Annotated in this window: 12 protein-coding genes and 1 pseudogene; 2 read left to right on the top strand and 11 right to left on the bottom strand. The window is 63.8% G+C overall.

Annotated features, from left to right (window positions below):
- Positions 1–364: 364 nt before the first annotated feature.
- Positions 365–1,603, top strand: coding sequence for an IS110 family RNA-guided transposase (locus ACX5I4_RS04825; RefSeq protein ID WP_461835174.1), 1,239 nt, complete (start codon positions 365–367; stop codon positions 1,601–1,603).
- A 30-nt stretch (positions 1,604–1,633) separates the two neighbouring features.
- Here ACX5I4_RS04825 and ACX5I4_RS04820 read toward each other — a convergent pair whose 3' ends face one another.
- From ACX5I4_RS04820 to speB, 8 genes are all read right to left on the bottom strand, one after another.
- Positions 1,634–2,377 (bottom strand): copper homeostasis protein CutC, encoded by a 744-nt coding sequence (locus tag ACX5I4_RS04820; protein WP_461835660.1) that lies wholly within the window; start codon positions 2,375–2,377, stop codon positions 1,634–1,636.
- Between the two features lie 107 nt (positions 2,378–2,484).
- A complete protein-coding gene (locus ACX5I4_RS04815) occupies positions 2,485–2,901 on the bottom strand; it encodes an acyl-CoA thioesterase (protein ID WP_461838648.1) in 417 nt (138 codons plus the stop codon).
- Between the two features lie 128 nt (positions 2,902–3,029).
- Entirely contained in the window at positions 3,030–5,126 is a 2,097-nt protein-coding gene (locus tag ACX5I4_RS04810; RefSeq protein ID WP_461835659.1) for an ABC transporter ATP-binding protein, read from the bottom strand.
- The gene (locus ACX5I4_RS04805) at positions 5,123–6,856 is read right to left on the bottom strand and encodes an ABC transporter ATP-binding protein (protein ID WP_461835658.1); all 1,734 of its coding nucleotides are present in this window, start codon (positions 6,854–6,856) and stop codon (positions 5,123–5,125) included. The genes ACX5I4_RS04810 and ACX5I4_RS04805 overlap by 4 nt, the downstream gene beginning before the upstream one ends.
- A 194-nt stretch (positions 6,857–7,050) precedes the next feature.
- Positions 7,051–9,090 carry an MDR family MFS transporter gene (locus ACX5I4_RS04800; RefSeq protein ID WP_461835657.1) on the bottom strand — a complete coding sequence of 680 codons (2,040 nt, stop codon included), beginning with the start codon at positions 9,088–9,090 and terminating at the stop codon, positions 7,051–7,053.
- A gap of 11 nt (positions 9,091–9,101) precedes the next feature.
- A complete protein-coding gene (locus ACX5I4_RS04795) occupies positions 9,102–9,584 on the bottom strand; it encodes a MarR family winged helix-turn-helix transcriptional regulator (protein WP_461835656.1) in 483 nt (160 codons plus the stop codon).
- Between the two features lie 179 nt (positions 9,585–9,763).
- Positions 9,764–11,428, bottom strand: coding sequence for a thiamine pyrophosphate-binding protein (locus ACX5I4_RS04790; protein WP_461835655.1), 1,665 nt, complete (start codon positions 11,426–11,428; stop codon positions 9,764–9,766).
- Complete coding sequence (gene speB / locus ACX5I4_RS04785; RefSeq protein WP_461835654.1) at positions 11,425–12,489, bottom strand: agmatinase; 1,065 nt, start codon at positions 12,487–12,489, stop codon at positions 11,425–11,427. The genes ACX5I4_RS04790 and speB overlap by 4 nt, the downstream gene beginning before the upstream one ends.
- 226 nt (positions 12,490–12,715) lie before the next feature.
- On the opposite strand from speB, the pseudogene ACX5I4_RS04780 reads away from it, so the two are divergent.
- Positions 12,716–14,688 (top strand): annotated as a pseudogene (locus ACX5I4_RS04780) (APC family permease).
- A 61-nt stretch (positions 14,689–14,749) separates the two neighbouring features.
- Here ACX5I4_RS04780 and ACX5I4_RS04775 read toward each other — a convergent pair.
- From ACX5I4_RS04775 to ACX5I4_RS04765, 3 genes are all read right to left on the bottom strand, one after another.
- Positions 14,750–15,091, bottom strand: coding sequence for a P-II family nitrogen regulator (locus tag ACX5I4_RS04775; protein ID WP_461835653.1), 342 nt, complete (start codon positions 15,089–15,091; stop codon positions 14,750–14,752).
- Positions 15,088–16,494: an ammonium transporter gene (locus ACX5I4_RS04770; RefSeq protein ID WP_461835652.1), complete on the bottom strand. Its 1,407-nt coding sequence runs from the start codon at positions 16,492–16,494 to the stop codon at positions 15,088–15,090. Before ACX5I4_RS04770 ends, ACX5I4_RS04775 begins: the two co-directional genes overlap by 4 nt.
- A 251-nt stretch (positions 16,495–16,745) precedes the next feature.
- Positions 16,746–17,321, bottom strand: coding sequence for a helix-turn-helix domain-containing protein (locus ACX5I4_RS04765; RefSeq protein ID WP_461835651.1), 576 nt, complete (start codon positions 17,319–17,321; stop codon positions 16,746–16,748).
- Positions 17,322–17,365: the final 44 nt, after the last annotated feature.

Genomic DNA, 17,365 nt, shown 5'->3' with positions numbered 1-17,365 from the left:
GTCATTGCAAAGCGCAATCCCAACTGGCTCGCATTTGTTGTCGTTATGAGGGCTGATAACGGCATTAACTGCGAGTCAGCGGATGAGCGCCGCTAGCGCGCCGTGGACCGGGAAAGTATGCGTCTGGCGCACCTGGACTCTGGCCCTCTCCGGGCGGCTCGGTGATCATGGAGGTGTTCGTCTTGGTGAACGCCGACCCAAGTTGGTGCCTTGAGTCCGTGAGTCAGCGTGGTGTGGGAGGGCTTCCACGGGAACCGTGGATTGTTGCTGTGAAGCACGGGTATTAGATTCCTGAACATATTCCCTGTCCTCCCCGAGACGGACACAGTAGATGGCCGCCTGAGGGTGTTGGAGGGAAGAAGGAATGGACATTGTTCACGAGCGGGCCGCGGGGTTGGATATCTCCAAACGCGACGCGAAACTCTGCGTGCGGGTGCCGGGCCCGCGGGCCGGGACCTATGCGTCGACGGTCACGACCTGGGGCTCGACTACACAGAAGATCCTGGAACTGCGGGAGTTCCTGGAACGCGAACATGTGACCACGGTGGTGATGGAAGCGACCAGTGACTACTGGAAGCCCTTCTACTACCTGATGGAGGAAACGCTGCCGGTGATGCTCGTCAACGCCAAGGCCGCCCGGAACATCCCCGGGCGCAAGACGGACGTCTCCGACGCGGCCTGGCTGGCGCAGTTGGCCGCTTTCGGGTTGTTGCGGGCCTCGTTCGTGCCGCCGGAACCGATCCGTGAACTCAGGGACCTGACCCGGGCCCGGGCGATCGCCACCCGCGACCGGGCCCGGGAGATCCAGCGGCTGGAGAAGTTCCTGGAGAGTTCCGGGATCAAGCTCTCCTCCGTGGTCTCGGACCTGACCGGGGTGTCCTCCCGGGACATGCTCGAGGCCCTCATCAACGGGGAACGCAACCCCGATGTCCTGGCCGGCATGGCCCGGGGAGTGCTGCGCTCGAAGATCCCGGCCCTCGTTGACGCGCTCACCGGGCGGTTCAAACCCCACCACGCGTTCATGGCCCGCCTGCACCTGGACCAGATCGACACCCACACCCGGGTCATCGAGACCCTCACGGCACGGATCGAGGAGGCGATGGAACCCTTTCGCGACGCCAGGGAAGCCCTGGCCACCATCCCCGGAGTCTCCCTCAAAGTTGCCGAAGTGATCATCGCCGAAACCGGTGCGGACATGGCCGTGTTCGAAACCCCCGCCCGGCTCGCGTCCTGGGCCGGCGTCAGTCCCGGATCCAACGAGTCCGCCGGACGGATCAAATCCGCGCACATCCTGCCCGGGAACAAATACCTCAAGGCAGCCCTGGGCACCGCGGCCATGTCGGCCGCACGGTCCAAGAACACCTACCTCGCCGCGAGATACCACCGCATCACAGCCCGAAGCGGACGCAACAAAGCCCTCGTCGCCGTCGAACATTCCATCCTCACCGCAGCCTGGCACATGCTCGCCAACGGAGAGTGCTACAACGAGCCCGGAGCCGACCACTTCACCCGCATCAACCCGACCCGCGCCAAGAACAACGCCATCAAGCAACTCACCAGCCTCGGCTACGACGTCACGCTCACACCGGTCACTGCAGCCTGACCCACCCCTACTTTCGTATTAGTTGGGATCTCATCCGACAGCTGCGCGGGCCGCCCTCACTACTTCGCGGTCGGTGACCATGTACGCCGTCGGGTCTGAAGAAGAATCCGCCGTCTCGAGGGAATTGTCCCGGCCCTTCCGAGTGGAAACCGTGGACTTGGCTGACAGGTGGACCGCGCTCAATCCCGCGGCGTGCAAGGCCGGGATATCGTCCAGGGCGAGTCCGCCGCCTGCCATGACCTCAAGCCGGCCCGCGGCCCGCTCTGCCATGTGGCCTAGGGTCGCGAGTCCGGCCCCCACGGTGGGGGCACCCCCGGAAGTGAGCACCCTGGTAAATCCGAGTTCCACGAGCTGTTCGACGGCGGCTGCGGGGTCGGGCGTCTGATCGATGGCCCGGTGGAATGTCAGTTGCGCGGCGGGGTTGGTCTCCAAGGCCGCGTCCGCAAGTTTTCGTGTGGCTTGGATGTCGATTTCGCCGGCGGCCGTCAGAACCCCGATCACCACCCCATGCGCTCCTTGGGTGAGCAGGAACCGGATCTCCCGGTCCATGGTGTCTAGATCGGCACCCGAGTACAGGAAATCACCGGGACGGCTCCGGATGAGCGGATGGATCTCCAGCCTTCCGGCCACGGCTTCCTGCGCGGCGTCCATGAGGCCTTGGCTCGGGGTCAGTCCCCCAAGTTCCAAGGCGCTGCATAGTTCAATCCGGTCCGCGCCTTCTTCAGCGGCAACGGCAGCACCCTGGGCACCGACGGCGACGATCTCGAGTTTCATGGGGAAACTCTACGGCCAGGTGAGTGCCTAGACCGTGGGTGTGGCCCGCGAGCTGCGTTCGGGAACGCAGTCCACGGCCCGCACCCACGATCTTCAGCAGACAGGGGCTAGGCCCGGTAGGGTTCCAACTGCTGCTTTTGCTCCGGAGTGAGCCTACGGACCCGGCCGGTGGACTCATCCACAAAAGCAAGGTGCGTGCTGGCTTTGACGCAGTCCTCGCCGGTCACGGGATCCTTGATGACGTAGTGGAGGTCAAAGCTGGCACCCTTCACGGCACCCACCCAGATCTCAACAACTGCCGGTACGTTCCGGTATTCCAAAGTGCGGACGTACCGGACCTTGTGTTCCACCACAAGGGTCATGACCCCGTCTTCAACATCATTGAAAATAGAGACAGGTGGCTCCACGCCGGGCAAACCGGCACCGCGGGGCGGACCGAAGGCCGCGATACGGGCTTCCTCCAGCATGCGGACGATCTGGACGTTATTGATGTGCCCGTAGGCGTCCATGTCGCCCCAACGCATCGGCACGAGGACCTTGATGCGCTGGCCGGGGGTTGTGTCCGTTGCGGGCGCAGCGTCCGGGTTTTCCATGGCGCTCAGCCCCGATGTTTCGTCCGAATCCGCCCCTGCCACTACTCCGGTATCCGCGCTCAGCTGTGCACCGCCGTCGAATCATCCACGGCGACTTCCTCGGCATCCTCACCGGCAAACTGCGACATGTACAGGCGGTAGTACGCACCCTGCAGCGCGAGCAGTTCGTTGTGGTTGCCCTGCTCCACGATGCTGCCGTTTTCCATGACCAGGATGGTGTCGGCGTCGCGGATGGTTGACAGACGGTGGGCGATGACGAAGCTGGTTCGATCCGTGCGGAGGGCAGCCATGGCCTTCTGCAGCAGCAACTCGGTACGAGTGTCAACAGAGCTCGTGGCCTCGTCCAGGATCAGCAGCGAGGGATCGGAAACGAAGGCCCGGGCGATGGTGATGAGCTGTTTCTCGCCCGCGCTGACGTTGTTGCCTTCCTCGTCGATGATGGTCTGGTAGCCGTCCGGCAGGGCACGCACGAAGCGGTCAACGTAGGTGGCCTTGGCCGCCTCCATGATCTGCTCCTCAGTGGCGTCGAGGTTGCCGTACTTGATGTTGTCGTAGATGGTGCCGCCGAACAGCCAAGCATCCTGGAGCACCATTCCCACCTTGGAGCGAAGCTCGGAACGGCTCAGCTCCTTGATGTCCACCCCGTCGAGGGTGATACGGCCCGAGTTGAGCTCATAGAACCGCATGACGAGGTTGACCAGGGTGGTCTTGCCCGCGCCCGTGGGCCCAACGATCGCGACGGTGTGTCCCGGCTCGGCGCTGAGGGACAGGTCCTCGATCAGCGGCTTGTCGGCAACGTAGCTGAAGGACACGTTCTCGAATTCGACGTGGCCGTCCGTGCGCGGGGGCAGGTGGCGGGCCGCGTTCTCCGGCATTTCCTCATCGGCGTCCAGGAACTCGAAAACACGTTCAGCCGACGCGACACCGGACTGGAGCATGTTGGCCATGCCTGCGATCTGGCCGAGGGGCTGGGTGAATTCACGCGAGTACTGGATGAAGGCCGTGGCATCGCCAAGGCTCATAGAGCCGGAGGCCACACGCAAGCCGCCGACGACGGCGATGCCCACATAGCTGAGGTACGAGACGAAGTTCATGGCCGGGAAGATGATGCCGGAAACAAACTGCGCCCCGAAGGAGGCCTTGTAGAGGGCTTCGTTGCGTTCGTCGAAACGCTCCAGCATGTCCGCGTCACGCCCGAAGACCTTGACGAGCTCGTGGCCGGAGAACGATTCCTCGATCTGGCCGTTGAGCGAGCCGGTGTTCTTCCACTGGGCCGCGAAGAGCTTCTGGCTGCGCGAGCCGATCACGCCGGCAAGGACACCGGAGAGCGGCAAGGCAACCAGCGCGATCAGGGCGAGCTGCCACGACACGATGAACATCATGATGGTGATGCCGAAGACCGTCAGCACCGAGCTGACCAGTTGCGCGAACGCCTGCTGGAGCCCTTGCTGGACGTTGTCGACGTCGTTGGTCACGCGGGACAGGATGTCGCCGCGCTGGCGGGTGTCGAAGTAGTTCAGGGGCAAACGGTTGAGCTTGGCCTGGACGTCATTGCGGAGGCGGTTGATGACCTTCATGACGATCTTGTTCAGGATGTAGCCCTGGGCCCACAGGAAGATGTTGGCCACGAAGTACATCAACAGCACGATCGAGATCAGGAACGTCAGCTTCGAGAAGTTGATTCCGTTGGTGAGCTCCATCTTGGAGACCATGTCCGCGAAGTTGTTCTGGCCGGCTTGGCGGAGCCCTTCGGCGAAGGCCGCCTGGCTCACGCCGGGGGGCAATTGCTTGCCCATGACACCGCCGAAGATGACGTCCATGGCGCTGCCAAGGATCTTGGGGGCGATGACGTTCAGGACAACGGAGACCACCACGAGGCCGATAACGAAGACAACTCCGGCGGCCTCGGGCTTGAGCAGCCCCAGGAGTCGCTTCGCCGACGGTCCGAAGGCCTTGGCCTTCTTGGCCGGCAGGTTGCCGAACATCCCGCCGTCGGCTTCGCCTGGAGTGTATTCGGCCTCTTCGACGTCGTCATCGTCCACGGCTGTAACGGCACCGGCTGCGTCTGCATCCTTCGCTTCCGCAGTTTCGCGCGCTGCCTTGGCTGCTGCGGCCTTCGCGGCCCAGCCACGCTTTTGCTGGTTCTGTTCGCTCATGCCACTTCCTCCGCGCTCAGCTGGGATTCGACGATCTCCTGGTACGTGGGTGACGTTTCCAGTAGTTCATCGTGGGTGCCCCGGTCAACAATTCTGCCGTTGTCCAGCACCAGGATTTGGTCCGCGTCCGCAATGGTGGAGACGCGCTGGGCCACGATGATGACCGTGGCATCCTGCGTCTTCTCCTTCAGCGCCCTGCGAAGGCGGGCGTCCGTGGCCACATCCAAGGCCGAGAAGGAATCGTCAAAGAGGTAGACCTTGGGCTGTGTCACCAAGGCCCGGGCGATGCAGAGGCGCTGCCTCTGGCCGCCGGAGACGTTGGTGCCGCCCTGGGCCACACGACGGTTGAGGCCGGAGGACTTTTCCATGACGAAATCCTTGGCCTGCGCGGTTTCCAGCGCATCCCAGAGTTCCTGGTCCGTAGCGTCGGTCTTGCCGAAGCGCAGGTTATGCTCGATGGTTCCGGAGAACAAGTACGGCTTCTGCGGTACCGTGGCCACCCGACTGGTGATCTCATCGCGGTCAAGGCTGGTGACCGGAACGCCGTCGAGCAATACATCGCCGGACGCGACGTCGTACAGGCGTGGCAGCAGCGACACCAAGGTGGTCTTCCCTGCGCCAGTGGACCCGATGATGGCGAGGGTCTGGCCCGGCTCCGCGGTGAAGGAAATGTTGCTCAACACGGGAGCTTCAGCGCCGGGGTATTTGAAGGTGACATCGCGGAATTCGACGCGCCCCTTCTTTTCCGCGGGCGCTACGGGCGCCTCCGGATCGTGGATGGAAGGTTCGACGTCGAGGACCTCGCCGATGCGGTCCGCACAGACGGAGGCGCGCGGGATCATCATGGCCATGAAGGTACCCATCATGACGGCCATCAGGATCTGCAGGAGGTATTGCAGGAATGCCGTCAACGAGCCCACCTGCATGTTGCCGGCATCCACCCGTTGGCCACCGAACCACAGCACTGCTGCCGTGGAAAGGTGCAGGATCATTCCGATGGCGGGGAACATCAAGACAAACAGGTTGCCGATCTTGACCGACACCAAGGTGAGATCTTTGTTGGCGTCGCCGAAGCGCTTGGCCTCGTACGGTTCACGAACGAAGGCCCGCACCACGCGGATACCGATGATCTGTTCGCGCAGCACGCCGTTGATGGCGTCGATCTTCTTCTGCATGGAGCGGAAGAGCGGCATGAGCCTGACCACCAGGTAACCAACCACGGCCACGAGGACGGGCACCGAGACCCAGACAAGCCAGGAGAGGCTGAGGTCCTCGCGCAGGGCCATGATGATGCCGCCCACGCACATGATGGGCGTGGACACCATGAAGTTCAGGCCCATCAGCATGAGCATCTGGACTTGCTGGACATCGTTGGTGCCGCGGGTGATCAAGGTGGGTGCGCCGAAGCTGTTGACGTCCTTGGCCGAGAAACTGCTGACCTTGCGGAAGACGTCCCTGCGCAAGTCGCGGCCCATGGCCATGGCCACGCGGGAACCGAAATAGACGCCCGCGATGGCCGCAACAACCTGGCCAAGCGCGACAGCGAGCATCAAGGCACCGGTCTGCCAAATGTAGTTGGTATCTCCCCGGGAAACCCCTTCATCGATGATCTTGGCGTTGAGGCTAGGAAGGTAGAGGGTTGCGATGGTGGACGCCAACTGGAAGATGATGACGGCCAGTATCTGCGGCAAATACGGCTTGGAGTAGCGCCGTATCAGGGTGACAAGCATGCCCACGGATCCTTAATGAGAGAGTGCGCGAATGAGTTAATACACAGATAGCAGCAGGCGCTGACAGTATTAGTCCCTCAACTCTACGAAATCCGTTGCCTCAGCGAAATATTGATAGCTAAATATCATCCTTGAGGCGTATCTTGGCCGCTGCCGCGCTTCCAAGCCCGCCGCAGCGGCTCTTGGAGCGCGCCCTAGCCGGCGTGCCGCCCGGTTTCCCCTGCCCTCGAAGCTTCCCCCGCGATGAGCAGCAGGGCTGCCCGTTCCTGGCGGCGACGCTCACGCTTGAGTTCCTTGCGCAGCGCGGCCAACTCCTCAGCGGTCCGCGACTGCTCGACGGCGGTGGCGTGCTGTTCTTGCGCGCGCGCCTGGAGTTCGCGCTGTGCCTGGCTCAGCTGAAGCTGTTGCTCAGCCAACAGCCGCTGGGTCCGGGCAAGCTGGTCCTGGACCTCGCGCAGGCCTGCGGCGGGATCCGGCCGTTCCTGGGTCAGGATCCGTGCGAACTCAAGGTCCAGATCATCGTGCTCTTTCTCGGCTGCCGCACGGGCGCGGCTGGCACCCAAGGGGGTGCCGCCGTCGTCGGCTGCTTGGGGAAGCTCGGTGGATTCGATAACGGGCAGCGCCGAGGTGTCCAGTGTCATCGCGGCCTCGCCGGAAGCGTTTGCCAGCAGTTCCTTCTCAGGCGTTGCGTCCACCGTCTTCCGCAGCGGAACCTCCTTGATGAACAGGACCGCGAGGAAAGCGACCACGGCAATGGCCGCTGAGATAAGGAAGATCTGGGCGGTTGCATCGCCATACGCGGCCCGCATGATGTCCCGGAGCGGGGCAGGCATGTCAGCAAGATCCATGCTTCCACCGCTGGATCCGCCGCTCACCGGGATGTGGGCTGCGGCGAGGCCTTGGGTGGCAAGGTCCTTGACGTGCGTGGCCATGATGGCACCGAGCACCGAGACGCCGATCGCGCCGCCCACGGAGCGGAAGAATGCCACGGACGCGCTGGCTGTACCGATGTCCTGGGCACGGACCGTGTTCTGGACGGCGAGGACCAGGTTCTGCATCAGCAGGCCGAGGCCCAGGCCGAAGATGGCGGTGTAGCAGCAGGTAATCCACAGCTCAGTGGTGTGGTCGATGGTGCCGGTGAAGGCGAGGCCGCCGGCCAGCAGCACGGTGCCTGCCAACAGGAACCGCTTCCACTTGCCGTAGCGGCTGATCAGCTGGCCAGACGCCACCGAGCCCAAGAGGTTGCCGGCAATCATCGGGAGCGTCAGCAAGCCGGCCTCGGTTGGCGTGGCCCCGCGGGCTACCTGGAAGTATTGGCCCAGGAACGTCGACGAGCTGAACATCGCGATACCGACGGCCACGGAAGCCAGGATGGCCAAAGCGGTGGTGCGCTCGGAGATGATCTTCAACGGGATGATGGGCTGGGCCACCTTGGATTCGACCAGCACCAACAGGGCCAGCAGAGCCACGCCGCCGCCCACCATGAGGGCGGACTGCCAGGAGATCCAGTCGTAGTAGTCCGGGTTGCCGGCGAAGGAAACCCAGATGAGGAGCAGGCTCACGCCCGAGGTCAGCAGGATGGAGCCGAGCCAGTCGATCTTGGCAGGGCGCTTGATGTGCTGGATCTTGAGGGTCACCTGGAGCAGGATGAGCGCGACGACGGCGAGCGGCACGCAGACGAAGAACGTCCAGCGCCAGCCGAGCGGGCTGTCAACGATGAAGCCGCCGAGCAGCGGGCCACCTGCGGTACCGACCGCCATGACGGCGCCCATGTAGCCCGAGTACTTGCCACGGTCCCGCGGCGGAATCATGGTGCCGATGATGGCCTGGGCCAAGGCGGTGAGGCCGCCCAGGGCGATGCCCTGGATGACGCGGGCGGTCAGCAGGAAGGGAATGCTTTGGGAGAAGCCGGCCATGACCGAGCCGGCTACGAAGATCACGATGCTTAGCTGGACCAGGAGCTTCTTGTCGAACAGGTCGGCGAGCTTGCCCCAGATGGGGGTGGTGGCGGCGTTGGCCAACAGCGCGGCCGTGATGACCCACGCGAAGTCCGTTTGCGTGCCATGGAGATCGGACATGATGGTGGGCAGGGCGTTGGCCACGATGGTGCTGCTCAGGATAGCGGTGAAGAATGCCGCGAGGAGGCCGGTCAGGGCTTCCATGATTTGGCGGTGCGTCATGGGCGCGGATGATGCCGGCACCGCCGTCGAACGTTCTTGTATTCGGGTTGCCATTGCTGCTGCTCCTAAGCTTTGTGGTTCGAGTGGTGGGAGCCGGCCGCCGTTGCCCGGACTGAGTGGTTGAGTGACGCGGTCAATTTCTCGAGGACTTGACCAGCTTCCAGGGCGTCTTCCTCGCTCCACTCCGCGAGGTAGGCCCGCAAGTTGAGGCTGCGCTGTTCTTCGAAGTCCCGGACCTTTTGAATGCCGGTTTCGGACAACGCCACCAGTTGGGCCCGGCCGTCCGCGGGATCGGGTCGCCGGACCACTAGGCCGAGTTCTTCTAACTCGGCGATGTGCCGGCTGAGGACCGGTGGGCTGACGCCGAGGCGCGAGGCGAGCTTCGTGGCCCGGGACTCCCCCTCGCCGATGAAGCGCATGACACCCTGCAGGGCGAACCCGACGTCGGCATCCTTCGCGATATTTGCGGTCACGATGCAACGCAAGACCCGCTGCAGATCGAAGATCTGGTGGACGAGCTCGGTTGCCGTGCTGGATGCGACAGCCATGGAAGACACCTCACTTTTGTTTGCCTAAAGCAACTATACGCCGATTTGATTGCTTTGGGAAACTAATGATGTGTGAGATGCGTTAAACGCCGAGCGCGAGCTGGCAGATGATGCCCTCAATCTTCGAAGAAGGGGTCATTATCTGCCAGCTCGCGCTGGGGTTTGGAGTGATTGGTGTGTCAGTCGCCCAAGTGGGTGGGGCCGAACATCTTCAGGAGGGTTTCAACCACGACGACGTTGGGGCCGTCCGCTGCGAAGCCTTCCCTGAGCGCGTCCCCGACTTCCTCGGGGGCCACGCGGCGGGCCGGGACACCGAAGGCCTCGGCGAGCTTCACGAAGTCCGGCCGGGACAGCTCGGTGGCCGTGGCCTTGCCGAAGGCGCCCACCATGTATTCGCGCAGGATGCCGTAACCGCCGTCGTCCACGATCAGCCAGGTCACCGGGATGTTGTGCTGCTTGGCGGTGGCCAGCTCCGAGATCGAGTACATCGAAGAACCGTCACCGGAGACCGCCAGCACGCGGCCAGGTTTGCCGACGGTTTCCAGGCCCACTGCGCCGCCGATGGCTGCCGGGAAACCGTAGCCGAGGCCGCCGGCGCCTTGGGCCGAGTGGAACTGGCCTTCGCGGGCATCCCAGCAGCTCCATCCCCAGTACGCGGAGATCGTCATGTCCCAGAAGGTCTGCATGTCAGCCGGAACGGCCTCGCGGATATCGGCCATGAACTTCAGTTCCTTGCCGAGATCCTGCGATTCAAGGCGAGCCTTGACTTTGGCCAGGGACTCCTTGACTAGGTCCTCGGGCGAGGCGCCGTGCCAGTCCGGTGCCGCCACCGTCGCCGACAGTGCCTCATCCAAAGCAGAATCGAGGGCCGCGAGGGCCTGGCCTGCGTCGGCGCGAATACCCAAACCGGGACGGTTGGACTCCAGGACCCGGGGTTCGGCGTCGATCTGGATGATGCGCCCGCGAGGCTCGAAGGTGAAGTAGTTGGACGTCACCTCGCCTAGGGAGGAACCGATGACGATCAGCACGTCGGCGTCCTCGAGGACGTCCGTCATGTGGCGGTCTTCGATCCAGGACTGCAGGGACAGTTCATGGCTCCAAGGGAACGCTCCGTTGCCGCCCGGCGTGCAGATGACCGGCGCCCGAAGTTTTTCGGCGATCGACAGGAGCGACTTCTCCGCCCTGCCCCGGCGCGTACCGCCGCCGGCAATGATCGCTGGACGCTCCGCCGTCGAGAGCCATTTCACGGCTTCCCGGATCAGCTCCACCCGCGGCGGGTTGTCGGCTGCTTCGGCGAGGGCGTCCTCCACCGGCGGGACCATGATGGGGTCCAGAAGCACGTTCTGCGGAATCTCGATCCACACCGGGCCTTGCGGGGAGGAGATGGCCTCGGTCCAGGCGTCCTGGATGGCCGAGGGAATCCCGGAGGCATGCTGGATGAGGCGCTGGCTCTTGGTGACGTTCGCAGCCGAGGCCTTCTGGTCATCGAGCTGGTGGAGCATGCCCTTGCGGCGCGCACCCAGGCCCTCCAGGGGGATCTGGCTAGCCACCACAACCATGGGCACGCCAGTCGCGTATGCTTCCTGGAGCCCGGCCAGGGACGTCAGCGCGCCCGGCCCGGTGGACAGGAACAGCACGCCCACTTCGCCCGTGGCACGGGAATATCCGTCCGCAGCGAAAGCGGAGTTGTTCTCCACACGAGACGACACGAAATGCAGCTTGCCGCGGCCCATGGCGTCGAACAGGCCCAGGGCATGCTGGCCTGGGATGCCGAAGACCGTCTTCGCACCGAGCGCCTCAAGGGTCTCGACGACGAGGTCCCCGCCGTTGCGCTGGTCCGTCACTTCGTGACCGCCGCGGCGAAACCGGCCGGGCGCCGGGATTCCTGGCCAAGCGCCTGGGCGGCATAGCCGTTCGGGGCACCGTGGCGGTTGCCTTCGACGGCGTTGTCCGCCATGAGGGTGACGAGTTCGTAGGCAACATGGCTGGCCGCGACACCCGTGATCTCAGCGTGGTCATATGCCGGAGCAACCTCGACGATGTCCGCGCCCACGAGGTTCATGCCACGGAAACCGCGGATGATTTCGAGGAGCTCGCGGCTGGTGATGCCACCGGCCTCCGGAGTACCCGTGCCCGGCGCGTGGGCCGGATCCAGGACGTCGATGTCCACGGAAATGTACAGCGGGCGGTTTCCGATGCGGTCGCGGATCTTGGCCACGGTTTCCAGGACGCCCTGGTAATAGACGTCTGCCGAGGTGACGATGCCGAAGCCGAAGCGGTGGTCGTCGTCGAGGTCCTTCTTGCCGTAAAGCGGGCCGCGGGTACCGACGTGGCTGATGGCCTCGGTATCGAGGATGCCTTCTTCGACAGCGCGGCGGAACGGGGTGCCGTGCGTGTATTCGGCGCCGAAGTAGGTGTCCCAGGTGTCCAGGTGGGCGTCGAAGTGCAGCATGGCAACGGGCTCGCCGGCGCGTTCGGCGGCGGCGCGGAGCAGCGGCAAAGCGATGGTGTGGTCGCCACCGAGCGTCACGAGCTTGCTTCCGTTGGCGGTCAGGTCCAGCGCGTTCTGCTGGATGGTCTCGATGGCCTCGTTGATGTTGAAGGGGTTCGCGGCCATGTCGCCGGCGTCGGCAACCTGGATGTTCTCAAAGGGGCTGACGTCCCACGCCGGGTTGTACGGGCGCAGCAGGCGGCTGGCTTCACGCACATGATTGGCACCGAAACGGGCGCCCGGGCGGTAGGAAACACCCGAGTCGAAGGGGACGCCGACAACGGTGACATCGGCCTTGGACACTTGGTCCAACCGGGGCAGGCGGGCATAGGTGGCAGCACCGGCGTAGCGCGGGATTCGGGCCGAATCAATGGGACCAAGGTTGCCGTTGGCCTCAATACGAAGCTCTTCCAAAATGCGCCACTCCTTTAGTGAATAGCTGAGATCGGGTTACTGACTGTGATACCAATCATACACTCAAAGTTGTCTTATATGCATCATCTGTTTACAGAAGGGTGATCTTCATGATGGTGACTCCCATCACAGGAGGCGTAAAGATTCCATAAAAACCGCCATCCTCGCCTCCAAGCCGCCCGTACGCTCCATCTGGAGCAGCTTCCAGGCTGCGCGAAAGGACCACGTGACAACGCTGACCAGGCCGCCCGCCGACCCCACCGACCGGCGCAAACCCACAGGGCAATTCAAGCGATGGTTGCTCGACGGCATGCCCGAAACATCGGGAAAGCGGCAAGGTCCGCACGGAAAACCGGACGAGGACCACACGCCACAGTCCTGGTGGAAGGTCATGTGCCTCACCGGCGTCGACTACTTCTCCACCCTCGGCTACCAACCGGCAATCGCGGCACTTGCGGCCGGCATCGTCTCACCGCTGGCGACGATCGTCCTGGTGGCCGTCACCCTCCTTGGCGCTTTGCCGGTCTACCGCAGGGTCGCCTCCGAGAGCCCGCGCGGCGAAGGCTCCATCGCGATGCTCGAGCGCCTCCTCCCCGCTGGGGCGGCAAACTCTTCGTGCTGGCCCTGCTGGGCTTCGCAGCCACGGACTTCATGATCACCATGACCCTCTCCGCCGCGGACGCGAGCGCGCACGCCATCGAAAACCCGTTCGCGCCGGAGTGGCTCCACGGACAGGAAATCGCCATCACCTTGGCGCTCATCGCGGGCCTTGGCGTGGTGTTCCTGCGCGGATTCAAGGAAGCCATCAACGTCGCGGTCGTGCTGGTGGGCGTCTATCTGGTGCTGAACGCCGTCGTCGTCGTTGTCGGCCTGACGCACGTGGTGGCCGAGGCGCATGTGGTGACCGACTGGTGGGCCGCCTTGAACCAGCAACACGGAAACCCGTTGATCATGGTGGGAATCGCCCTCCTTGTCTTCCCGAAACTCGCGCTGGGCCTCTCAGGCTTCGAGACCGGCGTCGCGGTCATGCCGCAGATCAAGGGCAGCCCGAGCGACACGGAAGAAAATCCCGCCGGCCGCATCCGCGGCACCCACAAACTGCTCACGACGGCGGCGCTCATCATGAGTGCCTTCCTGGTGGCCTCGAGCTTCATCACGACGTTCCTGATCCCGGCCGCTGAATTCCAGCCCGACGGGAAGGCCAACGGGCGTGCCCTCGCTTTCCTGGCCCACGAATACCTTGGCGACGGCTTCGGCACGGTCTACGACATCAGCACTATCGCCATCCTGTGGTTTGCCGGCGCTTCCGCCATGGCCGGCCTGCTGAACCTGGTGCCCCGCTACCTGCCACGCTTCGGCATGGCCCCGGCCTGGACCAAGGCCGTCCGCCCTCTGGTCCTGGTGTTCACCGCGGTTGCCTTCATCATCACGCTGGTCTTCGAAGCCAACGTCGAAGCCCAGGGCGGCGCTTATGCCACTGGCGTGCTGGTCCTGATGACCTCGGCCTCGATCGCTGTCACCCTGTCCGCCCGCAGGAAGAAGCAAAAGGGCAAGACCGTCGCGTTCGGCGCGGTGGCCGTGGTCTTCGCCTACACCACGGTGGCCAATGTGGTGGAGCGACCGGACGGCATCAGGATCGCGGCGCTGTTCATCCTTGGCATTGTCCTGGTGAGCTTCGCGTCGCGGGTACGCCGTTCCTTCGAACTGCGCGCCACGCACATCAAGATGGACCAGACGGCGCTCGAATTCACGGCCGCCAACGAGGAAGGTCCCATCCGGATCATCGCGCACGAGCCCAAGAGGCTGAGCGCCGACCGGTACCAGTTGAAGCTGCAGCATGCCCAGCAGGCCAACCACCTGCCGGAAGACAGCCACGCGATCTTCATCGAAATCATCGTGGACGACAGCTCCGACTTTGAGCAGGAACTCCTGGTCGAAGGCAAGCGCCGGCACGGTTTCAAGATCCTGGAGATCCACAGCAACAACGTGCCCAACACGCTGGCCGCAGTGCTGCTCCACATCCGCGACGTCACGGGGCTCATGCCGCACATCTATTTCCGCTGGACCGAAGGCAATCCGATCGCCAACCTGAGCAAATTCCTATTCTTCGGCGAGGGCGAGATTGCCCCGGTAACGCGCGAAGTGCTCCGGGAGGCAGAACCGGACATCACGCGCAGGCCTTGGGTGCACGTAGGCTAGACATGGCAGTGTCGGTGCCGCACCTTGGTGCGGCACCGACACAGTCTTTCTAGCTGGCCGCCTAGCTGATCGCCGAGGCGCCACGCTCCCCGGTCCGGACGCGTACGGCTTGGTATACCTCGACGGTCCAGATCTTGCCGTCCCCAAACTGGCCCGTGCTGGCACCGGAGATGATGGCGTCCACTATTCCGTCCACCAGTTCGTCGGTAGCGAGGACCTCAACCCGGATTTTCGGGAGGAGATCGGAGTTGTACTCGGCACCGCGGTAGACCTCGATGTGCCCCCGCTGTTGGCCGTAGCCGTTCGCTTGGCTCACCGTCATCCCGTTGACTCCAAAACGTTCCAAGGCGTCACGGACCTCGTCGATCCTCTCCGGCCGCACTATCGCGGTGACAAGCTTCACGTCGAGGCCCTGCTGCGCGTCAGCTCCGTTTCCTCGACTGTTTCTTCGGAGGTGCCCGCGGTCACGGGCGTTTTGCCGTTCCCATCACCCGGGTGGAATGTTCCGCCGACCATGGCCAGCTCGTACGCGGTTTCCGCGTGCTCCGCGATGTCGATGCCCGCCAATTCCTCGTGCTCTTTGACGCGCATGCCCACTGTCTTGTGGATGGCCAGCCCAATGAGCGTGGTCATGATCGCCGTCCAAGCGGTGACCATCAGCGCAGTCAATATCTGGGGCCAGAATTGGGTCAGGCCGCCGCCGTAGAAAAGGCCGCCTTCAGTCTTGGCCGAGGGTACGGCGAAAAATCCGAGGGACAGGGTCCCCCACAGGCCACCGACAAAGTGGACGGCAACCACGTCCAGGGAGTCGTCCAGGCCGATCTTGAACTTCAGCCCGATGGCAAGTGCGCAGACGGCGCCGGCGATCACGCCGATCACGATTGCACCCACGGGGTCCACGAATCCACACGCCGGGGTGACTGCCACCAAGCCCGCGACGGCGCCGGATGCGGCACCAAGGGATGTCGCATGGCCGTCGCGAAGCCTCTCGACGAGAAGCCAACCCAGGAGCGCGGCACTCGTGGCCAGGAGGGTGTTTGTCCAGGCGAGCGCGGCAATGCCGTCAGCAGCCAGTTCCGAACCAGCGTTGAAGCCGAACCACCCGAACCACAGCAGGCCCGCGCCGAGCATCACGAAGGGGAGGTTGTGCGGCCTGATGTTGGGATCTTTCATGAATCCGAGCCGTTTGCCCAGCACTACTGCGAGCATCAGCCCGGCCATGCCTGCGTTCATGTGCACCACAGTGCCACCGGCGAAGTCGAGCGCCGAGATCTTGCTGCCGATGATCCCGGTGGATCCGAAGAGGCCACCGCCCCAGACCCAGTGGGCAATGGGCGCGTAGACGAGGGTGACCCAGAGGCCGGCAAACAACAGCCAGGGACCGAACCGGACGCGTTCAGCCACCGCGCCACTGATCAGGGCGACGGTGATAATCGCGAAGGTGGCCTGGAATCCTATGAAGACCATGTCCGGGAGTCCAGGGGCTTTCCCGCCGATGACGCTGGCCAGGCCGCTGAGGCCGAAGTTTGCGAAGGGGTCTCCGATGAAGCCGCCCAAGGTGTCAGGGCCGAACGCGAGTCCGTAGCCCCATAGGGCCCACACCACCGCGACGACGCCAATGGCGCCGAAGCTCATCATCATGATGTTGAGGACGGATTTCATCCTGACCAAGCCGCCGTAGAAGAACGCCAAGCCTGGCGTCATGAGGAGTACGAGGGCGGAAGCTGCAAGCATCCAGGCTGTGGCGCCGGGATCAAGGGTCTGGGGGTTCACATCCAGCCCTACGCTAAGAAATGCTGTGTCCATTTTGGGAGCCTTCCTGCATATACGGCGCTCCATGGCGCCTGCACGGCGAGACCATTTTTAAAACGAACAGGTCCTGATACCTGACGAGGTACCGACCTTGACAAGGTGCGTTGACTCGAAGGTACAGCCGCCCTGTTTCGGCATTCGGCACGAATCATTTCAGGCACGTAACACAGAAGGCCCGTAGGTTAACTTCTGAAGTCAGCCAGGTTTCCGGCTTGTTACGCGGCGCGTGTCGCAAGGAGCCGGGGTCAGCGGCTGGCTGCCGGCACCAGGATCCAGAGCACCTCGACAGGCTCGTCCGTGGGGTTGACCCAGGTGTGGGGTTCGCGGCCCGGGAAGGACAAGGTGTCGCCTTCTCCGAGCTCATACTCTTCGTTGGTGAGGATCAGCCTGATGCGCCCCTTGACGACGTGCAGGACGTCGACGTCGCAATCAACGGCGTAAAGCTCGGCTTCTCCGCGGCCCCGGGGCTCGATGGTTGCCTGCAGAATCTGCAACCGCCGCTCTGAGCGGGCGGTCAGGAGCCGCTCCACGATCCCCTGGCCGCCGAGCGAAATCCGCGGACCATCATCGCGCCGGGTCAAGTGCGTTTCGGGGGCGGCAAAAAGGTCGCCGATAGACACTGAAAGGACTTGGCAAAGCGTCACAAGAGAAGCGACCGACGGCGATGTCAGGTCCCGCTCGACGCGGCTCAGGAAACCCTTGGTCAGGCCGGTGGCATCCGCAACCTGTTCTATGGTGAGCCGCTGCGATTGGCGAGCGGCACGGATTCTGGAACCGATGGCAACGGGTACGTTGCTCGGTTCAACGGGGAGAGCCTTCATTCACGAACCTTTCAGGCCGTTGCTGCGGCCCTGTCATTGCAGCA

Source organism: Arthrobacter sp. MMS24-S77 (assembly GCF_054888235.1).
This window is presented reverse-complemented; position numbering and strand designations above follow the sequence as displayed.